General features: G+C 62.5%; 22 protein-coding genes. 12 read left to right on the top strand and 10 right to left on the bottom strand.

Annotated features, from left to right (window positions below):
• Positions 1-4 precede the first annotated feature (4 nt).
• A complete protein-coding gene (locus ASG03_RS06265) occupies positions 5-895 on the bottom strand; it encodes a carbohydrate ABC transporter permease (RefSeq protein WP_062692901.1) in 891 nt (296 codons plus the stop codon).
• Between the two features lie 76 nt (positions 896-971).
• The gene (locus ASG03_RS06260) at positions 972-2,330 is read right to left on the bottom strand and encodes an extracellular solute-binding protein (RefSeq protein ID WP_082475555.1); all 1,359 of its coding nucleotides are present in this window, start codon (positions 2,328-2,330) and stop codon (positions 972-974) included.
• A 462-nt stretch (positions 2,331-2,792) separates the two neighbouring features.
• Between ASG03_RS06260 and ASG03_RS06255 the strand changes: the two genes are divergently transcribed.
• A complete protein-coding gene (locus ASG03_RS06255) occupies positions 2,793-3,413 on the top strand; it encodes a transglutaminase-like cysteine peptidase (RefSeq protein WP_062692899.1) in 621 nt (206 codons plus the stop codon).
• 64 nt (positions 3,414-3,477) lie between these two features.
• On the opposite strand, the gene mbfA is transcribed toward ASG03_RS06255, so the two are convergent.
• Positions 3,478-4,461, bottom strand: a complete 984-nt coding sequence (gene mbfA / locus ASG03_RS06250) for an iron exporter MbfA (RefSeq protein ID WP_062692897.1) — start codon at positions 4,459-4,461, stop codon at positions 3,478-3,480.
• A gap of 300 nt (positions 4,462-4,761) precedes the next feature.
• On the opposite strand from mbfA, the gene ASG03_RS06245 reads away from it, so the two are divergent.
• A complete protein-coding gene (locus tag ASG03_RS06245) occupies positions 4,762-5,016 on the top strand; it encodes a GlsB/YeaQ/YmgE family stress response membrane protein (RefSeq protein ID WP_062471330.1) in 255 nt (84 codons plus the stop codon).
• A gap of 57 nt (positions 5,017-5,073) precedes the next feature.
• A complete protein-coding gene (locus ASG03_RS06240; RefSeq protein ID WP_156381739.1) occupies positions 5,074-5,403 on the top strand; it encodes a hypothetical protein in 330 nt (109 codons plus the stop codon).
• Between the two features lie 114 nt (positions 5,404-5,517).
• Here the strand turns inward: ASG03_RS06240 and efp are convergent, their stop codons facing one another.
• Positions 5,518-6,087: an elongation factor P gene (efp, locus tag ASG03_RS06235; RefSeq protein WP_062471326.1), complete on the bottom strand. Its 570-nt coding sequence runs from the start codon at positions 6,085-6,087 to the stop codon at positions 5,518-5,520.
• Between the two features lie 206 nt (positions 6,088-6,293).
• Between efp and epmA the strand changes: the two genes are divergently transcribed.
• Together epmA and ASG03_RS06225 are read left to right on the top strand one after the other, a co-directional pair.
• The gene (epmA, locus tag ASG03_RS06230; RefSeq protein ID WP_062693070.1) at positions 6,294-7,358 is read left to right on the top strand and encodes an EF-P lysine aminoacylase EpmA; all 1,065 of its coding nucleotides are present in this window, start codon (positions 6,294-6,296) and stop codon (positions 7,356-7,358) included.
• A 17-nt stretch (positions 7,359-7,375) separates the two neighbouring features.
• Positions 7,376-8,407: a lysine-2,3-aminomutase-like protein gene (locus ASG03_RS06225; protein WP_156381752.1), complete on the top strand. Its 1,032-nt coding sequence runs from the start codon at positions 7,376-7,378 to the stop codon at positions 8,405-8,407.
• A gap of 66 nt (positions 8,408-8,473) precedes the next feature.
• On the opposite strand, the gene ASG03_RS06220 is transcribed toward ASG03_RS06225, so the two are convergent.
• Genes ASG03_RS06220 through ASG03_RS06210 form a run of 3 tightly spaced genes read right to left on the bottom strand, consistent with a single transcriptional unit; the run spans position 8,474 to position 10,413 of the window.
• On the bottom strand, positions 8,474-9,139 hold the full coding sequence (locus ASG03_RS06220) for an OmpA family protein (protein WP_062471321.1): 666 nt from the start codon (positions 9,137-9,139) through the stop codon (positions 8,474-8,476).
• Between the two features lie 54 nt (positions 9,140-9,193).
• Complete coding sequence (locus tag ASG03_RS06215; RefSeq protein ID WP_062693069.1) at positions 9,194-9,805, bottom strand: GNAT family N-acetyltransferase; 612 nt, start codon at positions 9,803-9,805, stop codon at positions 9,194-9,196.
• 8 nt (positions 9,806-9,813) lie between these two features.
• The gene (locus ASG03_RS06210) at positions 9,814-10,413 is read right to left on the bottom strand and encodes a helix-turn-helix domain-containing protein (protein WP_062693068.1); all 600 of its coding nucleotides are present in this window, start codon (positions 10,411-10,413) and stop codon (positions 9,814-9,816) included.
• A 129-nt stretch (positions 10,414-10,542) separates the two neighbouring features.
• Here ASG03_RS06210 and lepA point away from each other — a divergent pair, with 129 nt between their 5' ends.
• Entirely contained in the window at positions 10,543-12,369 is a 1,827-nt protein-coding gene (lepA, locus tag ASG03_RS06205; protein WP_062471320.1) for a translation elongation factor 4, read from the top strand.
• A gap of 172 nt (positions 12,370-12,541) precedes the next feature.
• A complete protein-coding gene (locus tag ASG03_RS22225; protein ID WP_082475553.1) occupies positions 12,542-12,916 on the top strand; it encodes a DUF1508 domain-containing protein in 375 nt (124 codons plus the stop codon).
• Between the two features lie 235 nt (positions 12,917-13,151).
• On the opposite strand, the gene ASG03_RS06195 is transcribed toward ASG03_RS22225, so the two are convergent.
• The 3 genes from ASG03_RS06195 to ASG03_RS06185 form a co-directional block, all read right to left on the bottom strand.
• Positions 13,152-13,622 (bottom strand): GFA family protein, encoded by a 471-nt coding sequence (locus ASG03_RS06195; RefSeq protein WP_062692891.1) that lies wholly within the window; start codon positions 13,620-13,622, stop codon positions 13,152-13,154.
• A gap of 22 nt (positions 13,623-13,644) precedes the next feature.
• Positions 13,645-14,424 carry a pentapeptide repeat-containing protein gene (locus tag ASG03_RS06190; protein WP_244475171.1) on the bottom strand — a complete coding sequence of 260 codons (780 nt, stop codon included), beginning with the start codon at positions 14,422-14,424 and terminating at the stop codon, positions 13,645-13,647.
• A gap of 96 nt (positions 14,425-14,520) precedes the next feature.
• Positions 14,521-15,279: a type 1 glutamine amidotransferase gene (locus tag ASG03_RS06185; RefSeq protein ID WP_062693065.1), complete on the bottom strand. Its 759-nt coding sequence runs from the start codon at positions 15,277-15,279 to the stop codon at positions 14,521-14,523.
• 177 nt (positions 15,280-15,456) lie between these two features.
• Between ASG03_RS06185 and rbfA the strand changes: the two genes are divergently transcribed.
• From rbfA to pnp, 5 genes are all read left to right on the top strand, one after another.
• Positions 15,457-15,894, top strand: coding sequence for a 30S ribosome-binding factor RbfA (rbfA, locus tag ASG03_RS06180; protein ID WP_062471314.1), 438 nt, complete (start codon positions 15,457-15,459; stop codon positions 15,892-15,894).
• Between the two features lie 106 nt (positions 15,895-16,000).
• Positions 16,001-16,936, top strand: a complete 936-nt coding sequence (truB, locus tag ASG03_RS06175) for a tRNA pseudouridine(55) synthase TruB (RefSeq protein WP_062471311.1) — start codon at positions 16,001-16,003, stop codon at positions 16,934-16,936.
• A 277-nt stretch (positions 16,937-17,213) separates the two neighbouring features.
• A complete protein-coding gene (locus tag ASG03_RS06170; protein WP_244475170.1) occupies positions 17,214-18,920 on the top strand; it encodes a sensor histidine kinase in 1,707 nt (568 codons plus the stop codon).
• Between the two features lie 230 nt (positions 18,921-19,150).
• Positions 19,151-19,420 carry a 30S ribosomal protein S15 gene (rpsO, locus tag ASG03_RS06165; protein ID WP_062471308.1) on the top strand — a complete coding sequence of 90 codons (270 nt, stop codon included), beginning with the start codon at positions 19,151-19,153 and terminating at the stop codon, positions 19,418-19,420.
• A 293-nt stretch (positions 19,421-19,713) separates the two neighbouring features.
• Complete coding sequence (pnp, locus tag ASG03_RS06160; RefSeq protein WP_062600810.1) at positions 19,714-21,846, top strand: polyribonucleotide nucleotidyltransferase; 2,133 nt, start codon at positions 19,714-19,716, stop codon at positions 21,844-21,846.
• The last annotated feature ends 92 nt before the right edge of the window (positions 21,847-21,938 follow it).

Here is a 21,938-nt window from a genome sequence, read left to right as displayed (position 1 = left end):
CGCCTCACTTGTAGTGTACGCGCCGCTCGATGAAGCGGAACTGGATGAAGGTGAAGATCATGATGAGGCCGATGAGAACGATGCTCTGCGCAGAAGCGCCGGAATAGTTGAGGCCGCGAAAGGCTTCCTCGACGATGCGATAGACCATGACGTCGGTACCGTGATTGGGACCGCCATCCGTGGTCCGGGCGACAATGCCGTAGGTGTCCGCCCCCACGAAACCCTCGGTCATCATGATGACGGAAAGGAAGAAAAGCGTTGGCGCAAGCAGCGGGATCTGGATGTCGATCGCCCGGCGGATCGGCCCTGAACCATCCATGGCGGCGGCTTCTGTGAGTGACGTCGGCACCGATTGCAGCCCGGCCAGCAGGAAGATGAAGGTGTAGCCGGCCCATTTCCAGGCAAAGACGACAATGACGAGGATCAGCGCATGGCTGCCGTATCTCGCCGGATTCCAAAAATCGGGAAAGACGGAATTGACAGAGGCCATCAACCCGCGCTCCGGCGACAGGATGAAGCGGAAGGCCAGGCCCGCAGCCGGACCCGCAATCGCATAGGGAAGGATATAGAGAAAGCGGACGGCCCCAGAGCCGGGCAACTGCCGATCGACCGCCAGCGCCAGCACAAGGCCGATGAAGATCGTGCTGAGCGTACCGGCGAGGGCGAAGGTGAGACTGACGAGAACCGAATTCCAATAGAGCGGGTCGGCAAAGACCTCACGGAAATTGGCGAGGCCGACGAACTCGGCAGAGCCGCCGAACGGGGGTTCCAGCGTGAAGGCCCAGCGGACCACTGCAACGGCCGGCCAGTAGAAGAACAGCACGATGAGGGCAAGCTGCGGCAGGGCAAAGGCGGTCGGCAGCCACCAGCTTCGAAAGACAGCGCGTTTGTCCATGAGGAGAGTTCCGGCAGTTGGCATGAGGCTGAAAAGCCTGCCGCAACGGAGCGGCAGGCTCGACGATGGCAGCGGGTTAGTTCAGCGTCTGTCCGGAATAGGTCTTTTCGAAACGGCGCAGGACCGCATTGCTGCGCTCGGCGGCCTGGTCGAGAGCTGTCTGCACGTCGGCATTCTGCATGAAGATCGCTTCCAGCGCGGTGCCGACTTCCTTGCGGATCTGCGTGAAACCGCCGAGGCGGATACCGCGGGTGTTCTCCGAGGTCGGCGTGTAGGTCAGGCTGGCAATCGCCAATTCACGTCCCTTGTAGGGCGCCTTGTCATAGAAACCGTTGGCCTTCATCGCGTCGAAACCCGTCTTGGTGACGGGGATATAGCCGGTGACGGTGGACCACCATTGCGCCATCTCCGGCGTGCCGAGATAGGCGAGAAAAGCCGCCGCGCCCTTATACTGCGCCTGCGAAAGGCCAGCCATGACCCAGAGTGACGCCCCGCCGACCAGAGAATTCTGCCGCTCGGTGCCGTTCCAGACGGGCAGCATGGCGACCTCCCATTTGACGCCCTGCGGGAGCGTCTTGCCGATCGTGCCGTGATCGGCGATCGAGGTCTGGATCATCTGGCAGGTCTGCGAGGTGAAGGCGGGAACCACGTCCATGCCGAGCTGCTTGGTCTTGATCACCACCAGCTTTTCGTCGGCCAGTCTCTTCAGGAATTTGACCTGATCGACGAACCGCGTCTTGTTGAAGACGACTTCGGCGTCGAGACCCTTGTAGCCATTTGCCTGTGTGGCGATCGGCTGATTATGGATGGCCGAAAACTGCTCCATGGTCGCCCAGGTGTCGAAGTTCATGCCCATCGGGCAATCATAGCCGGCGGCCTTCAGCTTGCGTGCGGCCTCTTCGACCTGCTCCCATGTATCCGGCTTGAAGTCGATGCCGGCCTTCTGGAAGGCGTCGACATTGTAATAGAACATGGCTGTGGAGGAGTTGAAGGGGAAGGAGTTCAGCTCGCCCGATGCCGTTGCGTAGTAATTGGCGATGCCGCTGAAATAGTTGTCCCAGTCGATCTTGTAGCCGTTGTCGGCCATGAGCGTCTTGGCCGGAACGAAGGCCTTGGACAGCATCAGATCCAGCGTGCCGGCATCGTAGATCTGGGTGATGGCCGGCTGCTTCTTGGCGCGATAGGCGGCAATCGTGTTCTGCAGCGTTGCGTCATAAGCATTCTGCGACGTGCAGACGACCTCGAAGTCACCCTGCGACTGGTTGAATTTCGAGCAGGCCTCCTGAACACGATCGCTGAGATCGCCCGTCAGGCCGTACCAGAACTCGAACCTGGTCTTTTCCGCGTGAGCCGAGGTGGCCGACAAGGTGGTGGCGGTGAGCGTCGTGGCCGCCAGAAGGCCGGTCAGGACGAAGGGGAAAACGGAGGGTTTCATCGCTTGTGCCTCTTGCAGGGACGTGAAGGCCTATCCGGGTCGCTGCCTCGGATAAATCCACGCTGCTGCTAGCAGCCGGCCATGACACGCAGGCGTCGTTTCCTTTACGGAATGATGACGGTTGGAATGCTGCGCTGCAGCGTGACGGCGGCGTTCTGCTGTCCGGAAAAAGCTTCAGGGCGCGTTAACCTCCCGTGGCAAGACAAGTCTCATCGAATTAAATGTTATACTTCAATGGCTTGCAGCGGGTGATGCGAATTTGTCTCCCATTTTAACCATATGAATCGATCCTCGAATCTTCAGATTGACGCAAGGGGAAGGAGCCTGTTAACTTTCTGTTAACGATTAGAGCGGTGCGCGCAGCTTAGAAGACGCGAAGCCGGCGTTGTTGTCAGAACTCAGCGGGGACACGGACGTCGCATGCTTTGCGGCGAAAGCCTCCCTGCGCCATAGGGGATGTGCATGGCACAGATGACGGGGCTCAAGGGAATGGTCGTCGCGCTGGCGAGTCTTCTCGTTTCGGCAGGCGCGGCCGTACCGGCGCTCTCTGCGACCGCGTTGTCCATGCAGACAGGCGCGATCACCTCCCAGCCCATCGGTCATTATGAATTCTGCAAGACGCATGCTGCCGAGTGCGACATCCGCACCCGCTCGACGCCCGCACCGCGGGTGACGGCCTATGGCTGGTCCGTGATCCGCGCCGTCAATGCCGACACCAATCACGAGATCACGCCGATGACGGATCTCGAGCTCTACGGCCAGGACGAGGTCTGGGCCTATCCGGAAACCGCCGGCGACTGCGAGGACTATGTTCTCCTCAAGCGCAAGCGTCTCATGGAAAAGGGCTTCTCTCCGGCAGACGTTCTCATCACGGTCGTTCGCAAGCCCGACGGCGAAGGCCACGCGGTCCTGACGGTACGCACCGCGCAGGGTGACTTCATCCTCGACAATCTCGACGACACCGTGAAGCTGTGGACCAAGACGCCCTATCGTTTCCTCAAGCGCCAGGCATCGTTCAACACCGGCCGCTGGGTCACGATCGAAAACGGCGCCGAAATCGTCGTCGGTTCTGTCGGGCGATGACGATCGGATCTGATCGTCGCATGTCACGAGGCGCCTAAGGGCGCCTCGCCGCTTCGACAGACGGTCAGCTGTTTCCGATCAGAATGCCGGCACCCAGAACCAGCCCGCCGCCCAGCACCACCTGAAAGGCTGCGCGCAGGAACGGTGTTTCCATAAAACGGTTCTGGATGAAGGCGATGGCCCAGAGTTCGATGAAGACCACGGCGACGGCCAGTGTGGTCGCAGTCCAGAAGTCGGGGATCAGATAGGGTAGAGCATGTCCGAGGCCGCCAACGGCGGTCATGATGCCGCAGGCAAGGCCGCGCTTCAGCGGCGAGCCGCGCCCGGAGATCTTGCCGTCGTCGTGCGCGGCTTCGGTAAAGCCCATCGAGATGCCGGCGCCGACAGAAGCCGAAAGACCGACAAGGAACGTCTGCCAGGTGTCCTGCGTCGCAAAGGCTGCAGCGAAGATCGGCGCCAATGTGGAAACCGATCCATCCATGAGACCGGCAAGGCCCGGCTGCACGTAGGTCAGCACGAATTGCCGTCGCGCCGTTTCATCTTCCGAAGCCTTGACGTCGTCGGGGGTGTGGCGCGCGCCGAGCATGCGGGCGATATCCTCGTGGCCTTCTTCGGCCAGAGCGAGGTCGCCCAGCAGCTTGCGCGTGTCCGCGTCACTGGTGCGCTTGGCTGCCGCGTAGTAGAAATTCTGCGTCTGCCGCTCCATCGTCTCGGCTTCCTGCCGCATCTGATCGAGTGTCAGATTGCGCTGCAACCAGTCGGGCTTCTGGCGAATGAATCCGCTGACATGCTCCCGGCGAAGGAGGGGGATCCGCTCGCCGAATCGGCGGCGATGCATGTCGATCAGCATGTTGCGATGTGTCTGTTCGACGGTGGCCATGTCCTCGAACACCTTGGCGGAAGCCGGGTAGGCGGTCCGCAGATGATCGGCATAGGCGAGATAGATCCGGGCGTCGTCCTCCTCGGACGAAATCGCAAGCGCCAGGATTTCCTGTTCACTCAGGCTGTCAAAGGCGCGGCGGGAGCGGGAGAAGAAGGTCGTCAGCATGGTCGGTCCTGAATTAGAATAATTCTAAACTAGACGCTTGTTCGCGAAGATCAAGCACGAATGCGGTCGGGGTGCTTGATGTTCTCGTGGTCCTGTGCGTCCGTGGGGAGACGGCCAAAGTGCAGGCCTCCTCCGGCAGCCGTCGGAGGCCGGATCGACGTCGCAGGACGATCGCGGAAGGGTCGGACCGATGATCGACCATGACCTTGCCTGGGCGATCTTCCGCCGCAGGGGAACAAAACCACACGCGCTACGTTCATTCTCGGCAATTCGATATTATTGAACCCACGGAGAACGAAAATGGACGTTAACGGCGTAGGCTGGCTCGCAGCAATCATCATCGGCGGCTTTGCCGGCTGGCTCGCAGAACAGTTCATGAAGTCCAATATGGGCGTGTTCATGAACATCATCCTCGGCATCATTGGAGCCGTCGTGCTCAACGCCATCCTGGCCGCAATCGGCGTGTCGCTCGGCGCTGGCTGGATCGCCTATCTGATCACGGGCTTCATCGGTGCCTGCATCCTGATTGCCATTGGTCGCATGGTACGTCGCTAAGAAGCGTCATCGAGCCGAAACGCAGAAGACCGCGACCACCGAAGCCGGGAGATGAACATGCTGACATTCGCTGCTGAAGGCAATGGTCAGGGCAGGCTCGAGATCAACGGGCAGACCGCGCCCGTGACCTACGAACTGATTGTCGCCCGGGAAGAGGATGAATCGCGTCAGGTGCGCATCAAGCTCAGTGCGCCACGTGATTGGCTGCTGAACCAGGGCTTCAAGGGCGAAGCTACTCTCGTCCGTGCCAATGGCGACCGCATTCCCGTTCGCCGCGACGGCGAGCTGGATGTTGGGGACGCTGTGTCTGTCACGCTCGAAGGCTACGACGATACGCGAAGTGACGCTTCGGATGTGGCGCAAGCCTATCCGGAACTGAAGCACTGATCGACCGGATGGTTGAAACAGAAAGGGCGCCGCTCATTACGGCGCCCTTTCTCATGTTCTGACCTAATCCATCTCATGGGTCAGGCCTGATTCACGTCTCAAGCCTGCACGCTGTCAGTCCTTGGCGCGCTCGACATAGGAATTGTCTTCGGTCGCGATGACAACGCGGGTGTTTGCGACGATATGCGGGGGAACGAGCGTGCGCACGCCGTTCGACAGAATTGCCGGCTTATAGGACGACGAAGCCGTCTGGCCCTTGGTGACCGGCTCGGTCTCCACGATCTCCAGCGTCACATGACGCGGCAGCTGGATCGCGATGGCCAGGCCTTCGTGGATCGACAGCGTGACGGTCATGCCGTCCTGCAGGAAGACCTTCTGGTCGCCGATGTCTTCCGCGGTCATCACCACCTGGTCGTAGGTGGCCGGGTTCATGAAATGGAAGCCTTCGCCATCTTCGTAGAGGAAGGTGTGATCGCTATCCTCGACATAGGCGCGCTCGACCTGTTCGGTCGTGCGGTAGCGCTCGGAAACCTTCACGCCGTCGGAGATCCGGCGCATGTCCACCTGCGTGACCGGCGTACCCTTGCCGGGGTGGAAGTTGGCGGCCGTGAGAACGACATAAAGCTTGCCGTCGACGTCGAGCACATTGCCCTTGCGAACGGAGGAGGCGATCACCTTGACCATAAGTCTTCCTTGTAACTGATAAAGATGCATCGTAGAGCGTGGGCGTCTGCCCATCTGCGATGCGGGTAAACCGGATTTGGGCCGCACCTAGCGCATATCCGGGCAAATAGCCAGTGCAGGCCGCGCGCAGGGCGAAGGAATGCCGGAAGAGGAAGGGCAGTGCGCACCTCGACGATGCCCATCATGAACCGCAGACGGACCCCTCGATGACACCAGTCGCAGCCTCTCCCTGGTGGACGCCTCATGTTCACGCTGACCGCCGGCCGTTTCTGCTTGCCCGCAACCGGATCAAGGCGGCGCTGCGCGACTATCTTGCGCGCGAGGACTTCATCGAAGTGGAGACGGCGGCCCTTCAAGTCTCGCCCGGAAACGAGGCGCATCTTCATGCTTTCGAGACCGCCGCGATCGATCCGGCCGGGACGCGCACGCCGCTCTACCTCCACACCTCGCCCGAGTTTGCCTGCAAGAAATTGCTGGCTGCAGGCGAACGGCGGATCGCGTGCTTCGCGCCTGTCTACCGCAACCGGGAACGGGGCCCGCTGCACCATCCCGAGTTCACCATGCTCGAATGGTACCGGACCGGCGAGACCTATCAGGCGCTGATGACAGACGGCCATGAAATGCTGATGCGCGCGGCAGAGGCCGCGGGAACGCGAATGCTCGGCCATCGCGGCCGTTTCTGCGACCCGGCGCTCGAGCCCGAGCGTCTGACGCTGGCCGAAGCCTTCGACCGCTCTGCCGGCATCGACCTCCTCGCAACCATCGGGCCGCAAGGCGAGCCTGATCGGGATGCCCTGGCTGCCGCCGTTATCGGTGCCGGGATCCGGATTGCAGAGGACGACAGCTGGTCAGATCTCTTCAGCCGGGTTCTCGTCGAGAAGATCGAGCCGCATCTGGGCATCGGTCGCGCCACCATCCTGATGGAATATCCGATCACCGAGGCGGCTCTTGCCCGCCCGTCGGCGGACGATCCGCGCGTTGCGGAGCGGTTCGAGCTTTACGCCTGCGGCGTCGAACTTGCCAATGCCTTTGGCGAACTGACCGATGCCGGCGAACAGAGACGGCGGTTCGAGCAGGAAATGAAGGAAAAGAGCCGCCTCTATGGCGAGCGCTATCCGATCGACGAGGATTTTCTTGCAGCGCTTGCGGTCATGCCCGAGGCAAGTGGCAGCGCGCTGGGGTTCGACCGTCTGGTCATGCTGGCAACTGACGCCGCGCGGATCGACCAGGTGCTCTGGGCGCCGGTCGTGGAGACGGGAGCAGACCGGTGAATGTTCCTCTCAAAAACTTGCCGCTGAAGACCGTGGCGCAGCTGCGCGGCGCCGGGCTCGTGGGGCCCCATGCCGGCGATCTCGACGCCGTTGCGCGTCGCTATGCCGTGGGCATCACGCCCGAAATGGCCGCGCTGATTGATCCCGCCGATCCGCGCGACCCGATCGCGTTGCAGTTCGTTCCCGACATCGCCGAACTCGACCACCGGCCGGAAGAGCGCGCGGACCCGATCGGCGATGCCGCGCACAGTCCTGTCGAAGGCATCGTCCATCGCTATCCCGATCGCGTGCTGTTGAAGGCTGTGCATGTGTGTCCGGTCTATTGCCGCTTCTGCTTTCGCCGCGAGATGGTCGGCCCCGAGGGGCTGGGAACGCTTGCCGCGGACGCACTGGACGCCGCGATCGCCTATATCGCCGAGCACCGGGAAATCTGGGAGGTCATTCTGACAGGCGGCGATCCGCTGGTGCTGTCACCGCGCAGGCTCGCCGACATCCTGGGACGGCTGAGGGAAATCGCGCATGTGAAGATCGTCCGGCTTCACAGCCGCGTTCCAGCGGTCGATCCCGCACGGATCGATGCCGCGCTAATTGCTGCGCTCAAGGGAAGCGGCAAGACGGTGTATGTCGCGCTGCATGCCAACCATCCCCGCGAACTCACGCAGCAGGCGCGTGATGCCTGCGCCCGGCTTGTGGATGCCGGCATCGTCATGGTCAGCCAGACGGTGCTGTTGAAGGGTATCAATGACGATGTCGAAACGCTGTCGGCCCTGATGCGGGCTTTCGTGGAGACACGCATCAAGCCCTATTACCTGCACCATCCGGATCTCGCGCCGGGAACCGCGCACTTCCGCCTGTCGGTGGAGGAGGGGCAGGCGTTGGTCGCAGCCCTTCGCGGCTCGATCTCGGGGTTGTGCCAGCCGGTCTACGTGCTCGACATTCCCGGCGGCCACGGCAAGGCGGTTATCGCATCCCCGAGCATCGGGCGGACTGACGCTGGCCACAGGGTCGAGGACTTTCGCGGCGGCCTTCACGATTACCCGCCCCGCTGACAAAAAAGAGCCGGCACCTCCCGGCACCGGCTCCTTTTGTTTTCAGGATGTGACGGACAAAGCCGCTTATTGTTCCTTGATCGGTGCGATCGAGATTTCCACGCGCCGGTTCTGGGCGCGACCGGCTTCGCTCGAATTGGACGCGACCGGGCGCTCGGCACCGTAGCCCATGGCCGACATGCGGCGCTGGTCCACGCCCTGCGACGCCAGATAGTTGGCGACCGACGCGGCGCGGCGTTCCGAAAGGCCCTGGTTATAGCCGGCGCTGCCGGTGGAGTCCGTGTGGCCATCGACGTCGACCAGCGTCTTGTTAAACTTGCGCAGCACGATCGCGACCGAATTCAGCGTGGCATAGAAGCCCGGCATGACCTGATCCTGGTCGGTCGCAAACGTGATGTTCGACGGCATGTTGAGGATGATTCGATCGCCCTGGCGGGTGACGGAGACGCCGGTGCCCTGAAGCTGGGCGCGCAGCTCGCTTTCCTGGCTATCCATGTAGTTGCCGATGAGGCCGCCGCCGAGCGCGCCGATCCCTGCGCCGACGAGCGCGGAGTCGCGCCGACCGCGTGCGCTGCCGCCGACGAGAAGTCCGGTTGCAGCACCCAGCCCCGCGCCGATCAGCGCGCCGCCAGCCGTGTTCGACATCTTCTGTTCGCCCGTATACGGGTCGGTCGTCGTGCAGCCGGAAAGATAGATGGCCGAGACGGCCATGATGGCGATTTTCTTCATCATCGAATCAAGTGTCCCCAAAATTGCTCCCTGTTTCTCATAGCATGGATTGCGGCCTTATGATGGAGACCGGGTCTCCGCCGGAACGACAGGCGTGTCCGACGAAAGCAGGCATTTGTAAAAGAAGGTCGACCCGCAGAAGCTGCCATCGGGAAAACAGGCGTAGTCCGGAATGACGCCGGCTTGCCTCCAGCCGAGCCGCGCATAGATCGCCTCTGCCGGACTGCCCGTCGCGGTGTCCAGCACGAGCAGATGCCGTCCGAGCCCCAGCGCGTGCTCCTCTGCCGCTGCCATCAGGGAGCGCGCGAGACCTCGGCCGCGCCCGCGCCGATGGACAAGAAGCTTCTTCAGGTCCGCCCGATGCGGCTGGTTGGGTGGCAGGGCGACTCCGAGCTGGACTGTGCCGACAATCTCGCCGTCGTGCTCCGCAACGAGCAGCACGACCTGCCCGACCGCCACGGCCTCAGCGACGCCGCTCCAATAGATGGCTGCGTCCGCATCGCCGAACGGCGAGAGGAAGCCGACCGACGCTCCATCGGCAACGCAGTCGACCAGGATCGCGGACAAAGCGGGAATGGCGGCGCGGGCTTCCTCGCCGCTCAGGCGGCGGATCGGCTGTCGGATGCCGGCTGGTTCTGCAGACTGGGAAGTGGCGATGGGTATGGTCATGGGCATGGTCATGGGCGTGCCTTGCTGGGACGCGGCTGGCCGCGATGAAGGATGACGGCATAGCGGGCCGACTGTTCGTGAGGGTTCGAGAAGACGATCATCTCGCTCAACCGCATGAACAGGCAGTCGCCGGTTTGGAGGTCGTAGGTTGCGTCGCCGGCCGTCATCATCATGCGCCCGTCGAGCATCCAGAGATACTGGGTCGTGCCGCTGTCGAACGCCTGGGGCTCGAACACCACTCGGCCGCCGGGCGGAAAGGTGACGTCGACGAGATCGACCGGTGAACCCATGGCGTCCGGCGAGACCGCCCGTCGGACATAACCCGTCTGCGGATCGCGCCAGACGTGCTGCTCCTGCGCCCTGCGCAGAGGGGTCGGCTCGGGGACGTCTTCTGAGAAAAAGCGCGAGAGGGTCGTGCCCAGCGCGTGGCAGAGGTTTGCCAGAAGTTGGGCGGTCGGATTGGCTTCACCGCGCTCGATGCGCGATATCATGGCGCGGCTGACGCCCGACCGCTCGGCAAGGGTGTCGAGCGTGGTCGAGTGAGCGCGACGCAGTGCGCGCAGTCGGCCTGAAATCGCCAGATCCGAGGGTCCCATGGTATTTTCCATCATAAGAGAATTATCCGCTTTTATGATGGAGTCAAGACGGCGCAAGCCGACGGATTTATGGTGTCCGAATGCTGAAACGCCTGCATTTCCCGCTTTGCGCCCGTCGGGAGCGCTGCTATATGCGGGCGCATGAGCACACCATCCTCCAAGACGCCGCTGGATCATATCCGCAATTTCTCCATCGTCGCCCACATCGACCACGGCAAGTCGACGCTTGCCGACCGGCTGATACAGTCGACGGGTGGCCTTGCCGAGCGCGACATGTCCGAGCAGGTGCTGGACTCGATGGACATCGAGCGTGAGCGCGGCATCACCATCAAGGCCCAGACAGTGCGTCTGCACTACAAGGCCAACAATGGCGAAACCTACATCCTGAACCTCATCGACACCCCCGGCCATGTCGACTTCGCCTATGAAGTCTCCCGCTCGCTGTCGGCCTGCGAGGGTTCGTTGCTCGTGGTCGATGCAAGCCAGGGTGTCGAGGCGCAGACGCTCGCGAACGTCTACCAGGCGATCGACAACAACCACGAGATCGTCACGGTTCTCAACAAGATCGACCTGCCGGCCGCCGAGCCCGACCGCATCCGCGAGCAGATCGAAGAGGTTATCGGCATCGATGCGAGCCAGGCCGTCCTGATTTCGGCGAAGACGGGCCTCGGTATTCCCGACGTGCTCGAGGCCATCGTGCACCAGTTGCCGGCCCCCAAGAGCCCGGGCGGCGAAAAGGCACCCCTGAAGGCGCTGCTGGTCGACAGTTGGTACGACACCTATCTCGGCGTCATGGTTCTCGTCCGCGTCATCGACGGCGTGCTGTCCAAGGGGCAGACGATCCGCATGATGGGCACGGACGCCAAGTACCAGGTGGAACGCGTTGGTGTGCTCACGCCGAAGATGCTGGCGGTCGACAGTCTCGGACCGGGTGAGATCGGCTTCTTCACCGGCTCCATTAAGGAAGTGGCCGATACCCGTGTCGGTGATACCATCACCGAGGACAAGAAGCCGACTGCCGAGGCGCTCCCGGGCTTCAAGCCGGCGCAGCCGGTCGTGTTCTGCGGTCTCTTCCCCGTCGACGCCGCCGATTTCGAGGATCTGCGCTCGGCCATGGGCAAGCTGCGTCTCAACGATGCATCCTTCTCGTTCGAAATGGAAAGTTCGGCAGCGCTCGGCTTCGGCTTCCGCTGCGGCTTCCTCGGCCTGTTGCATCTCGAGATCATTCAGGAACGCCTCGAGCGCGAATTCGACCTCGACCTGATCGCAACGGCGCCGTCGGTGGTCTACAGGCTGACCATGACAGACGGTTCGGAGCGCGAGCTCCACAACCCCGCCGACATGCCGGACCCGGTGCGGATCGCGGAAATCCAGGAACCCTGGATCAAGGCGACCATCCTTACGCCGGACGATTATCTCGGCGGCATTCTGAAGCTCTGCCAGGACCGCCGCGGCGTTCAGACCGAACTGACCTATGTCGGCAAGCGCGCCATGCTTACCTACGAGCTGCCGCTGAACGAAGTCGTGTTCGACTTCTACGACCGCCTGAAGTCGATTTCCAAGGGTTACGCCTCCTTCGACTATCATCTCGACGGCTACCGCGAGGGCAACCTCGTGAAAATGTCGATCATGGTCAATGGTGAGCCGGTCGATGCCCTGTCGATGCTGGTCCACCGCTCGGCTGCGGAGAAGCGCGGGCGCGACATGTGCGAGAAGCTGAAGGACCTGATCCCGCGGCACATGTTCAAGATCCCGATCCAGGCGGCCATCGGCGGCAACGTCATCGCCCGCGAGACGATCTCGGCCATGCGCAAGGACGTGACGGCGAAGTGCTATGGCGGCGACGCCAGCCGTAAGCGCAAGCTGCTCGACAAGCAGAAGGCCGGCAAGAAGCGCATGCGGCAGTTCGGCAAGGTCGATATCCCACAGGAAGCCTTCATCGCCGCGTTGAAGATGAGCGACGAATAAGCACGAGTCCCGAGCCGCCCTTCATCGATGTCAGGTATTCATGTTCTGGCATCGATGTGCTGGTGGCAACACTATGTCATTTGTTACAGTGCATTCCCGTCCTGCCGCTTTTGTTGTAGGTTTTTGCTGACGGACAAAAGCGCCCGCTTTTGGCCGAAGGGAGGGACATGACATGCACACGTTCAAGATCCTGAAAGCCGCCGGTGGTCAGTTTCGGGCCCAGTTTCTCTATAATGCTGAAGTGATGGTCTGGTCGGAGAACTATGCTTCGAAAGTCAGCGCCAGGAATTGCATCGACTCCATCAAGAAGAATGCGCCGGGCGCATCCACCATCGATCTGACCAAGGACGAAACCGGATCCGGTTATCGGTTCGAGATCGTCGAGAACAAGGGCGGACAGCACTTTGTCCGCTTCAGGGCGGCAAACGGCGAGCCTCTGGTCCAGTCGGAGGCCTATGCCGCGAAGGCCAGTGCCAAGACCTGCATCGACTCCATCAAGAAGAACGCGCCTGGCGCGCCGGTTGTGGATGAAACCGTAACAGCGTGACCGCGTTCGACGCGTCTTACTTCTTCCGGGCGTAGGGTCTCGTTCTCTCGCCCGGAGGCGGTGTGCGGACGCGCAGCCCGCCCGATATCTCGAGTTGATGGCAGCCTATACGGTGGCGGCCACAGAGATTGCAGCGGGTGTCCGCTTGGGAAACGGGAGCGTTTGCCGCCAAATCAAAACAGTGTCGGACGCGATTAAGGTCGCGCTCGACCTCCTGTTTGAAAAATTCGGATGATCATGCCGTTGTTTCCCTCGCTTGGTAGGCGGCGATGAGCCCAGGGAAAGCATCCATCGGCGGGAAGCGCTCGAAGCTGTGGGCGGCGCCCGTTCCGGCAAAGGCCAGCTTCTCGCAGGTATAGGTCTCGATGAAGGGACGATACCAGCTGAGGTCGTCCAGCATGGTCGCCCGAACATTGACCATGTCCGGCAGACTCTCGATCCGCGTGAACATCCAGCTCAGGCAGTGCGGACAGGCGAAATGGTGCAGCATATCGCCATGAAGACCGCCGATGACAGGTTCGCCCTCGGGAACGGAAAAGCCATGAGCAGGAATGGCGACGCTGAGCGAATAGGGCCCGGCGGTCATCTTCTGGCATCCCGTGCAATGGCATGCCATCGTCACGATCGGCTCTGCCGTGATGCGCAGACGGACCTTCCCGCAGCGACAAGCGCCCGTCAGGGGAAGATGCGGCAGATTGTGCGTCATTTGCAGTCCTTTTTCGGTCGGATCAATCGTGCTTGCAAGGCCAGTTTGTCGGGGGCGTCAGTCCGGGGGGAAGTTTGGTCTTCGCATCGCCGCAGGCCAAGGCAACCTGCTCCTGCTTCAGGCCGGTTGCCGCGGAGAGATCCAGCCCTTCGATGCGCGTCAGGTAGAGAAACGCCTCGTCGAAGGCGATCGGACCCTTGAAGGTCGCACCTGTCAGCTTGGCCCGGGCAAGATTGGCAAGCGAGAAACGGGTGCCGGTAATGTTTGATTTCGCGAAATTGACGCGCGACAGTTCGGCCTTGCTGAAATCGGCTCCCGTCAGGTCCGCCTCCGTCAGGTTGGTCCGTTGCAACTCTGCGCCTGCAAACGATGCCCCGGCCGCCTTGATCCCCGACAGATTGGACCGATAGGCTTCGATCCGTGCAAAATTCGCCTTCTCTGCCGAGGCGCCGCTCAGCGAAGCCCGGATCAGCGTTGCCTTTTCGAGGTTTGCGCCGCCCAGATCCGATCCACCGAGATCGGTGGCCGACAGATTTGCCCCGGCAAGAACCGCGTCGGTCAGCGTGCTGGATGGCAGCATCAGGTTGGCCTTGCTGCAGCCGCTCCAGTCGATCCCGGCATTCGGTGTCGCTTCGCAATCCGCGGCCGCGGCCGGACCTGCCGCGCCGGAGAAGCTGGCAAAAGCGATGCCTGCGCACAGGCCCGCAACCGGCAGGCCGACGCTCAGCAGCGTCCTGACGCGCGCATCGATCCGCGTGCGAACCGATAGGGTCGCGATCCGTCCGGCGGGGTTCGTCATCATTGCCTCCCGTGCCGGAATCCGGCGCGTCCTCCACGTCTTCATGATGAAGAGAATAAGAGGAAGGGCACCAGGCCGCAATGGTCGGCGGGCGTTTCGTCAGCTTTCACAGACATTTCGCACGCCGTGCATCCCTTCCGCCTGCCCGGATGGCGCGACGGCAATCGTATCGACCCAGGCGCGCGCGATCGCCAGGCCGGCTTTGTCGGACGCCGCCCCGAACCGTGCCTGAAGATCCGCGGAGCGGGAGAGCCAGTCCGGGTCGATCCGGTCGATCTGGTCCTTGTAGATCGTCTTCCACGTATCGATCACAGCCGTTCCCGCCTCGACGTGAAACTGCATCCCGTAGCTCGCCCGGCCGATGCGGAAGGCCTGCAGGGGAACCGCTTCGTTCCACGCCAGACCGTCTGCTGCAGGCGGCAGCGTGAACGTGTCGGAATGCCACTGGAAGGCTGTAAAGCACGCGCCGGCCGCTGAAAGCACCGGATCTGCGAGCCCCTCTGCCGTCAGCACGACCGGCTGCCACCCGAACTCCCGCGCCGTGCCGAGATGGTTGTCGGCACCGTGGGCCCGCGCCAGAAGCTGGCTGCCAAGGCAGATGCCGAGAACCGCTCGGTCCGTTTCGGTGAAGCGGCGCATCAGAAGGGCGAGGGCCGGAAGGTAGGGGTAGAGGTCGTCGTCGAGCGCGCTTTGCTCTCCACCGAGCACCACCATCGCATCGAACGGGTCACAATTGGCAGGCAAGGGATCGCCCGCATAGGCCTTGCGGATATCGAGGCATGCACCGGCCTCCCTCAGCGCCACGCCGACCAGGCCGAGATCGGAATGGGGCATGTTTTCGATGACGAGGACGTGCATGGCGGCTCCGCTGGCTGGGTCTTTCAGGAAGAGATCATGGGCAGCTTTCCCGATCAAGAGGCGCGTCAAGGCCCGCATTTCCGGCACTTTCGCGCGGCAAGTCTTGACCTTCAGCCTCGAAAGAGGCATTGCACCGCCTCAATCGCGCCGACATTGGCGCTCGATATTGGATACATCATGGCCAAATCCACCTCTTCGGGCCGCACCCAGCGCATGCTGCGGGTCGGCGAACAAGTCCGCGCAGCCCTGGTCCAGGTTCTGCAGCGGGGAGAGGTGCGCGATCCGCTGATCGAGACCACCGTCATCTCCATCTCGGAAGTGCGCATGTCGACAGACCTGAAGGTGGCCACCGCCTATGTGACGCCGCTCGGCGTTGCCGATCACGACGGCATCATCGAGGCGCTGAACCGGCACGCGAAATTCCTTCGGGGTCGGCTGTCGCCGCACCTGCGCCAGATGAAGTACATGCCGGAAGTGCGTTTCAAGGACGATACGAGCTTCGACAACTACAGGAAGATCGACGAACTGCTGCGTTCGCCCGATGTCGCGCGCGATCTCGGCCCGAGCGATGCGACGGCGGAAGATCTCGGCGAGGACGAGGCGGACAGGCGATAGCACGCTTTGGCCGTTTCCCTCTCGCGACAGAGTGGAGACGGATGCCTTATGATGCGAGATCCGAGCATCTCGATGAAACCGACACGAACAGTGGAACCACAAGACGATGGGTAAACCGCGCAAACCAAAAGGGCGGCCGGTCTCCGGCTGGCTGATTCTCGACAAGCCGCTGGACTTCGGATCGACGGAAGCCGTTTCGAAGGTGAAGTGGCTGTTCAAGGCGCAGAAGGCCGGCCATGCCGGAACGCTGGACCCGCTGGCCTCCGGCATGCTGCCGATCGCGCTCGGCGACGCCACCAAGACCGTGCCCTACGTCATGGATGGACGCAAGGTGTACGAATTCACCGTCGCATGGGGCGAGGAACGCACGACGGACGACCTCGAGGGCGACGTGGTGAAGACGTCCGACAGCCGCCCGAGCGAGGAGGCCGTGCGCGGTATTCTGGCCAATTATACCGGCGTGATTTCGCAGGTTCCCCCGCAGTTCTCGGCCATCAAGATCGCCGGCGAGCGCGCCTATGATCTGGCACGGGAAGGCGAGGTGCTCGACATCCCCGCGCGTGAGGTGGAAATCTTCCGTCTGTCTCTGCTTGGCTGCACGCCCAATCTGGCGCATTTTGAGATCGAATGCGGCAAGGGAACCTATGTTCGCTCGCTCGCGCGCGATTTCGGGCGCGACCTCGGCTGCTTTGGCCACATCGCCTCGCTGCGTCGTTCATTTGTCGCGCCGTTCGCCGAAGAGACGATGGTGCCGCTGTCAGAATTGACCGCGCTCGAATCCATCGAGAGCGACGAGGACCGACTGGCTGCGCTCGATGCCTTCCTGATCGATACGGGAGAGGCACTGTCGAATCTGCCGCATATCGCGATCTCCGAAGACCAGGCTCATCGCATCCGCATGGGCAATCCGATCATCCTGCGCGGTCGCGACGCACCGCTGGCCGAGGACGAGGCCTATGCCACCGTTCGGGGCCGGCTGGTTGCGATCGGGGAGATTGGCGAAGGCGAATTCCGCCCGAAGCGCGTCTTCAACGCCGACTGACACGCTCCACTGACCTGTGCCCCCATGACCCGCGCGGATCGGCGGCTGACCTACAGGCGAAATCTCGTGCCTTTTCAAACAGGGCCGAGGGTGGTCTAGTAAGGTGATTCGGGCGTCTGGCTCTTGGGCCGGATGCCCGACGTTCCGTGCGAGGGAGCGAGCCGGTTCCGGGAGGTCAAGTTCCGGAACAGGGTCGAAGGGCAGTGTCTCCGGCGCGTCCACAGGGATGCGCGACACTGCGGGGGCAACGTTCTTGGGTGGTGGGCTGAACAGAGGCTTGCGCCAACGCGTGACCAGCGGGCTTTCCAGCCTGCATATCCGTCTGCGCCGACCTCTCGCGGTCTATCTCGCAGCCCTTCTGCTGATGGCGATCATTCCTTCTTTCGTCTTCTCCCTGATGATCCTGAAGCGCAGCATGGACGACCAGGAACGCGTGGTCGACGCGCTCCTCAAGGCTTCGACCGGTTCGGTCACCCGCGCCGTCGAGCGCGAGGTGGACAACATGCTGACGACGCTGCGCGTGCTTGCCTCCTCCCGATCGCTTGAGAACGACGATCTCTCTGCCTTCTATCGGCGTGCGGCTTCGTCACTTTCCGGTACGGGCATGCACCTCCTCATCATAGACCGGAGCTACCAGCAACGCGTCAACACGCGCGTTCCCTTCGGCAAGCCGCTCGGCCGCGCGTCCGATCCGCTCTCTGTCGATCGGGCGTTCCGAAGCGGTGTTCCCCTGGTGTCGCCGGTGTTTTTCGGGCGGACGGCCAAGACATGGGTCTTCAACGTCTACCTGCCAATCTTCGCGGCCCGGCGGGAAGACGACTATCTGATGACGCTGACGCGCGATGCCGTGTCTCTCGAGCGACCGATCGGGCGCGACGTCCTGTCGCCCGGCTGGAATGCCGCCATCATCGACGGTAAAGGCGATGTCGTCGCGGCCTCCGACCCCAAGGTCGAGCCGGGCAAGCCTTTCTTTCTCTCCATCGTTCCCTCCCTGCGCGTCGGCGTGGGCGAAGCCGAAGAACAGGGGATCCGCTATCGCACCGTGACGGAGTTCTCCATCCTCAGCGGCTGGAAGATCGTCGCCTGGGCGAAGGCCGCCGATGTCGATGCCACGGCGCGGCGCTCCTATGTCTGGCTCTCGGGCGGAGCACTGGTTTTCGCGCTGATCGCCCTCGCCATTTCGCTCGCCATCGCCAGAATGATGAGTCGCGGGGTTCGGCTGCTTGCGGCAGATGCCCGCCGGCTCGGGCAAGGCAAGCCGGTTGCCTTGCGGCATCATATGGTGGAGGAGGTGGCCGTCGTCTCGGCCGCTCTCTCGGACGCTGCCGAAGAGCGGGTGCGCGCCGAGGCCGAGATCCGGTTCCTGATGCGCGAGGTCGCCCACCGCTCCAAGAACCAGTTGAGCGTCATCCAGTCCATGCTGACCCAGTCCGCAACCTCGCTCGAAAGCCGGCAGGACTTCGTGGAAACGTTTAGGCGGCGCGTTGCCGGCCTCGCCCGCTCCACCGACCTGATGATCGCGAACGCGGCTCAAGGCATCGATATGGATGAGCTGGCGCACAACCAGCTCCAACCCTTCATTCCTGAAGGGTGCGATCGCGTCTCCTTCTCCGGTCCACCGGTGCGGCTGGACACGCAGGTATCTCAGATGCTCGGGATGGCGCTGCACGAACTGGCGACCAATGCCACCAAATACGGCGCCCTTGCGAATGCGCATGGTCGCGTCGACCTTTCGTGGAGACTCGACGGCGATACGTTTCGCCTCGTCTGGCGCGAGAGCCGCGCCGATATCGCTCCGGAGATGCGCACGCCCGGCCGCAAAGGGTTCGGAACGCTCGTGCTCGAGCGCATGCTCGGCATGTCGCTCGATGCGCGTCTGCAGCGCTTCATGCACGAGGACGGTATCGAATGGCAGGTAGAGATCGACAGCGCCCGGCTGAACAATCCGCCTCCGGAAGGCGGAAAGGGCACGGCGGCGGGTTGAGGCAGCATTGGCGGAGAAGGGGCCGCGAGCCCGCCGGAGGTAGGCCCGAGAATGGCCAGAGGACAGGGCCGGGACGGCGGGTCTTTCCTTTCCCTCACGAATGCTTTATAGGCACCGCCAGCATAAGGACGGGCTTTAACGTGCCTGTCTCCTTCTGCCTTCAAGGCCGCAGCTAGACGACATCCCGGCTGCCGGCGACCCGCAATCCTTAAAATCGAAAGGATCACACGATGTCGATCACTGCAGAACGCAAGGCAGATCTGATCAAGCAGTACGCAACCGCCGAAGGCGACACCGGTTCTCCGGAAGTCCAGGTGGCCATCCTGACCGAGCGGATCAACAACCTGACCGAACACTTCAAGGGCCACAAGAAGGACAACCACTCGCGTCGTGGCCTTCTCGCCATGGTTTCGAGCCGTCGTTCGCTTCTTGATTACCTCAAGAAGAAGGAAGAGGCCCGCTACACCAAGCTGATCACTTCCCTCGGCATCCGCCGTTAAGATCATTCCCGGCGGGCGGTGCTTCAAGGCGCTCGCCCGCCGGCCTCTTTTCCGGGTGCGGTCTTCCGTACCCCGCTTGAAAGTCCAAGAGCAGCCCGGACGTGCCGGACTGCAGAGCAACAGATGACCTGTCATGGGGCAGGATTGCAGGATGCTTCGAAGCCGAACCTTGCTTCGTGAACCCGGAAGCCTCCCGTTGTCTTGCCCGTGATACGTCGACCATGCAGGGCCGCCCGCGCCATATTCACAAAGGCCTGCGGCGCGGCCTTGCCGCACAAATGTTAGGACAAGATATGTTCGATACCCATAGCGTTGAAATCGAATGGGCAGGCCGCCCGCTGAAGCTTGAAACGGGCAAGATTGCCCGCCAGGCAGATGGTGCCGTCCTCGCCACCTACGGCGAAACCGTCGTTCTCGCCACCGTCGTTTCGGCCAAGTCGCCGAAGCCGGGCCAGGACTTCTTTCCGCTGACCGTCAACTACCAGGAAAAGACCTACGCCGCCGGCAAGATCCCGGGCGGCTACTTCAAGCGCGAAGGCCGTCCGTCGGAAAAGGAAACGCTGGTTTCCCGCCTGATCGACCGTCCGATCCGCCCGCTCTTCCCGGAAGGCTACAAGAACGACACGCAGGTCGTCGTGACCGTGGTCCAGCATGACCTTGAAAACGATCCGGACGTCCTGTCGATGGTGGCGGCTTCGGCCGCGCTGACGCTCTCCGGCGTCCCCTTCATGGGTCCGGTCGGCGGCGCGCGCGTCGGCTACATCAACGGCGAATACGTCCTCAATCCGCATCTCGACGAGATGGACGAGTCGGTTCTCGATCTCGTCGTCGCCGGCACGCAGGACGCTGTCCTGATGGTCGAGTCCGAGGCCAAGGAACTCAACGAAGAGATCATGCTCGGCGCCGTGATGTTCGGCCACAAGGGCTTCCAGCCGGTGATCGACGCGATCATCAAGCTTGCGGAAGTTGCTGCCAAGGAGCCGCGCGAATTCGAACCGGAAGATCATTCCGCGCTCGAAGGCGAGATGCTCCAGCATTTTGAAGCCGAACTGCGCGATGCCTACAAGATCACGCAGAAGGCCGACCGCTACAAGGCGGTCGATGCCGTCAAGGCAAAGGTCAAGGCGCACTTCTTCCCGGAAGGCGAAGAGGCCCGCTACACGAGCGAAGTCATCGGTGCCGTCTTCAAGCACCTGCAGGCCAAGATCGTCCGTTGGAACATTCTCGACACCAAGAGCCGCATCGATGGCCGTGATCTCGAGACCGTCCGCCCGATCGTCTCCGAAGTCGGCATCCTGCCGCGCACGCACGGTTCGGCCCTCTTTACCCGCGGCGAAACGCAGGCGATCGTCGTCGCCACGCTCGGCACCGGCGAAGACGAGCAGTACGTCGACAGCCTGACGGGCATGTACAAGGAGCGCTTCCTGCTCCATTACAACTTCCCGCCCTATTCCGTCGGCGAAACCGGCCGCATGGGCTCCCCGGGCCGCCGCGAAATCGGCCACGGCAAGCTTGCATGGCGCGCCATCCGTCCGATGCTCCCGAGCCCGGACCAGTTCCCCTACACGCTGCGTGTCGTCTCCGAGATCACCGAGTCCAACGGTTCGTCCTCGATGGCCACCGTCTGCGGCACGTCGCTCGCGCTGATGGATGCCGGCGTTCCGCTGGCCAAGCCGGTTGCCGGCATCGCCATGGGCCTCATCCTCGAAGGCGACCGTTTTGCGGTTCTTTCCGATATCCTCGGCGACGAAGATCATCTCGGTGACATGGACTTCAAGGTTGCAGGCACGGAAGCCGGCATCACGTCGCTGCAGATGGACATCAAGATCGCCGGTATCACCGAAGAGATCATGAAGGTCGCGCTCAGCCAGGCGCAGGGCGGTCGCAAGCACATCCTGAACGAGATGGCCAATGCCATCACCGAAGGCCGTAGCCAGCTCGGCGAATTTGCACCCCGCATCGAAGTCATGCAGATCCCGGTCGACAAGATCCGGGAAGTCATCGGCTCGGGCGGCAAGGTCATCCGCGAGATCGTCGAGAAGACCGGCGCCAAGGTCAACATCGAGGATGACGGCACGATCAAGATCGCATCGTCGTCCGGCAAGGAAATCGAAGCGGCCCGCAAGTGGATCCACTCGATCGTTGCCGAACCGGAAGTCGGCCAGGTCTATGAAGGGACCGTTGTGAAGACCGCCGATTTCGGCGCCTTCGTCAACTTCTTCGGCCCGCGTGACGGCCTCGTCCATATCTCGCAGCTTGCTTCCGAGCGCGTTGCCAAGACCTCCGACGTCGTCAAGGAAGGCGACAAGGTCTGGGTCAAGCTGATGGGCTTCGACGAGCGCGGCAAGGTGCGCCTGTCCATGAAGGTCGTCGACCAGGCAACCGGCAAGGAAATCAGCGAAAAGGGTGGCGAAGCCGCCGAATAAGGCGCGCCGCCGAACCAAGACAGCAAGGGCGCGGGGCGTTGATCGCTCCGCGCCCTTCTTGCATGATCACGATAGCCGCACGCGACGCGGTA

This window comes from Rhizobium sp. Leaf341 (assembly GCF_001424325.1).
In the GTDB taxonomy this organism is placed as follows: Bacteria; Pseudomonadota; Alphaproteobacteria; order Rhizobiales; family Rhizobiaceae; genus Ferranicluibacter.
Note: the sequence above shows the minus strand (reverse complement) of the source record. Positions and strands in the feature narration are given on the sequence as shown.

Excerpts from the sequence above, each read along its gene's own strand:
- ASG03_RS06265 (WP_062692901.1), bottom strand. The coding sequence starts at position 895 with ATGGACAAACGCGCTGTCTTTCGAAGCTGGTGGCTGCCGACCGCCTTT.
- ASG03_RS06260 (WP_082475555.1), bottom strand. The coding sequence starts at position 2,330 with ATGAAACCCTCCGTTTTCCCCTTCGTCCTGACCGGCCTTCTGGCGGCC.
- ASG03_RS06255 (WP_062692899.1), top strand. The coding sequence starts at position 2,793 with ATGGCACAGATGACGGGGCTCAAGGGAATGGTCGTCGCGCTGGCGAGT.
- mbfA (WP_062692897.1), bottom strand. The coding sequence starts at position 4,461 with ATGCTGACGACCTTCTTCTCCCGCTCCCGCCGCGCCTTTGACAGCCTG.
- ASG03_RS06245 (WP_062471330.1), top strand. The coding sequence starts at position 4,762 with ATGGACGTTAACGGCGTAGGCTGGCTCGCAGCAATCATCATCGGCGGC.
- ASG03_RS06240 (WP_156381739.1), top strand. The coding sequence starts at position 5,074 with ATGCTGACATTCGCTGCTGAAGGCAATGGTCAGGGCAGGCTCGAGATC.
- efp (WP_062471326.1), bottom strand. The coding sequence starts at position 6,087 with ATGGTCAAGGTGATCGCCTCCTCCGTTCGCAAGGGCAATGTGCTCGAC.
- epmA (WP_062693070.1), top strand. The coding sequence starts at position 6,294 with ATGACACCAGTCGCAGCCTCTCCCTGGTGGACGCCTCATGTTCACGCT.
- ASG03_RS06220 (WP_062471321.1), bottom strand. The coding sequence starts at position 9,139 with ATGATGAAGAAAATCGCCATCATGGCCGTCTCGGCCATCTATCTTTCC.
- ASG03_RS06215 (WP_062693069.1), bottom strand. The coding sequence starts at position 9,805 with ATGACCATACCCATCGCCACTTCCCAGTCTGCAGAACCAGCCGGCATC.
- ASG03_RS06210 (WP_062693068.1), bottom strand. The coding sequence starts at position 10,413 with ATGGAAAATACCATGGGACCCTCGGATCTGGCGATTTCAGGCCGACTG.
- lepA (WP_062471320.1), top strand. The coding sequence starts at position 10,543 with ATGAGCACACCATCCTCCAAGACGCCGCTGGATCATATCCGCAATTTC.
- ASG03_RS22225 (WP_082475553.1), top strand. The coding sequence starts at position 12,542 with ATGCACACGTTCAAGATCCTGAAAGCCGCCGGTGGTCAGTTTCGGGCC.
- ASG03_RS06195 (WP_062692891.1), bottom strand. The coding sequence starts at position 13,622 with ATGACGCACAATCTGCCGCATCTTCCCCTGACGGGCGCTTGTCGCTGC.
- ASG03_RS06190 (WP_244475171.1), bottom strand. The coding sequence starts at position 14,424 with ATGATGACGAACCCCGCCGGACGGATCGCGACCCTATCGGTTCGCACG.
- ASG03_RS06185 (WP_062693065.1), bottom strand. The coding sequence starts at position 15,279 with ATGCACGTCCTCGTCATCGAAAACATGCCCCATTCCGATCTCGGCCTG.
- rbfA (WP_062471314.1), top strand. The coding sequence starts at position 15,457 with ATGGCCAAATCCACCTCTTCGGGCCGCACCCAGCGCATGCTGCGGGTC.
- truB (WP_062471311.1), top strand. The coding sequence starts at position 16,001 with ATGGGTAAACCGCGCAAACCAAAAGGGCGGCCGGTCTCCGGCTGGCTG.
- rpsO (WP_062471308.1), top strand. The coding sequence starts at position 19,151 with ATGTCGATCACTGCAGAACGCAAGGCAGATCTGATCAAGCAGTACGCA.
- pnp (WP_062600810.1), top strand. The coding sequence starts at position 19,714 with ATGTTCGATACCCATAGCGTTGAAATCGAATGGGCAGGCCGCCCGCTG.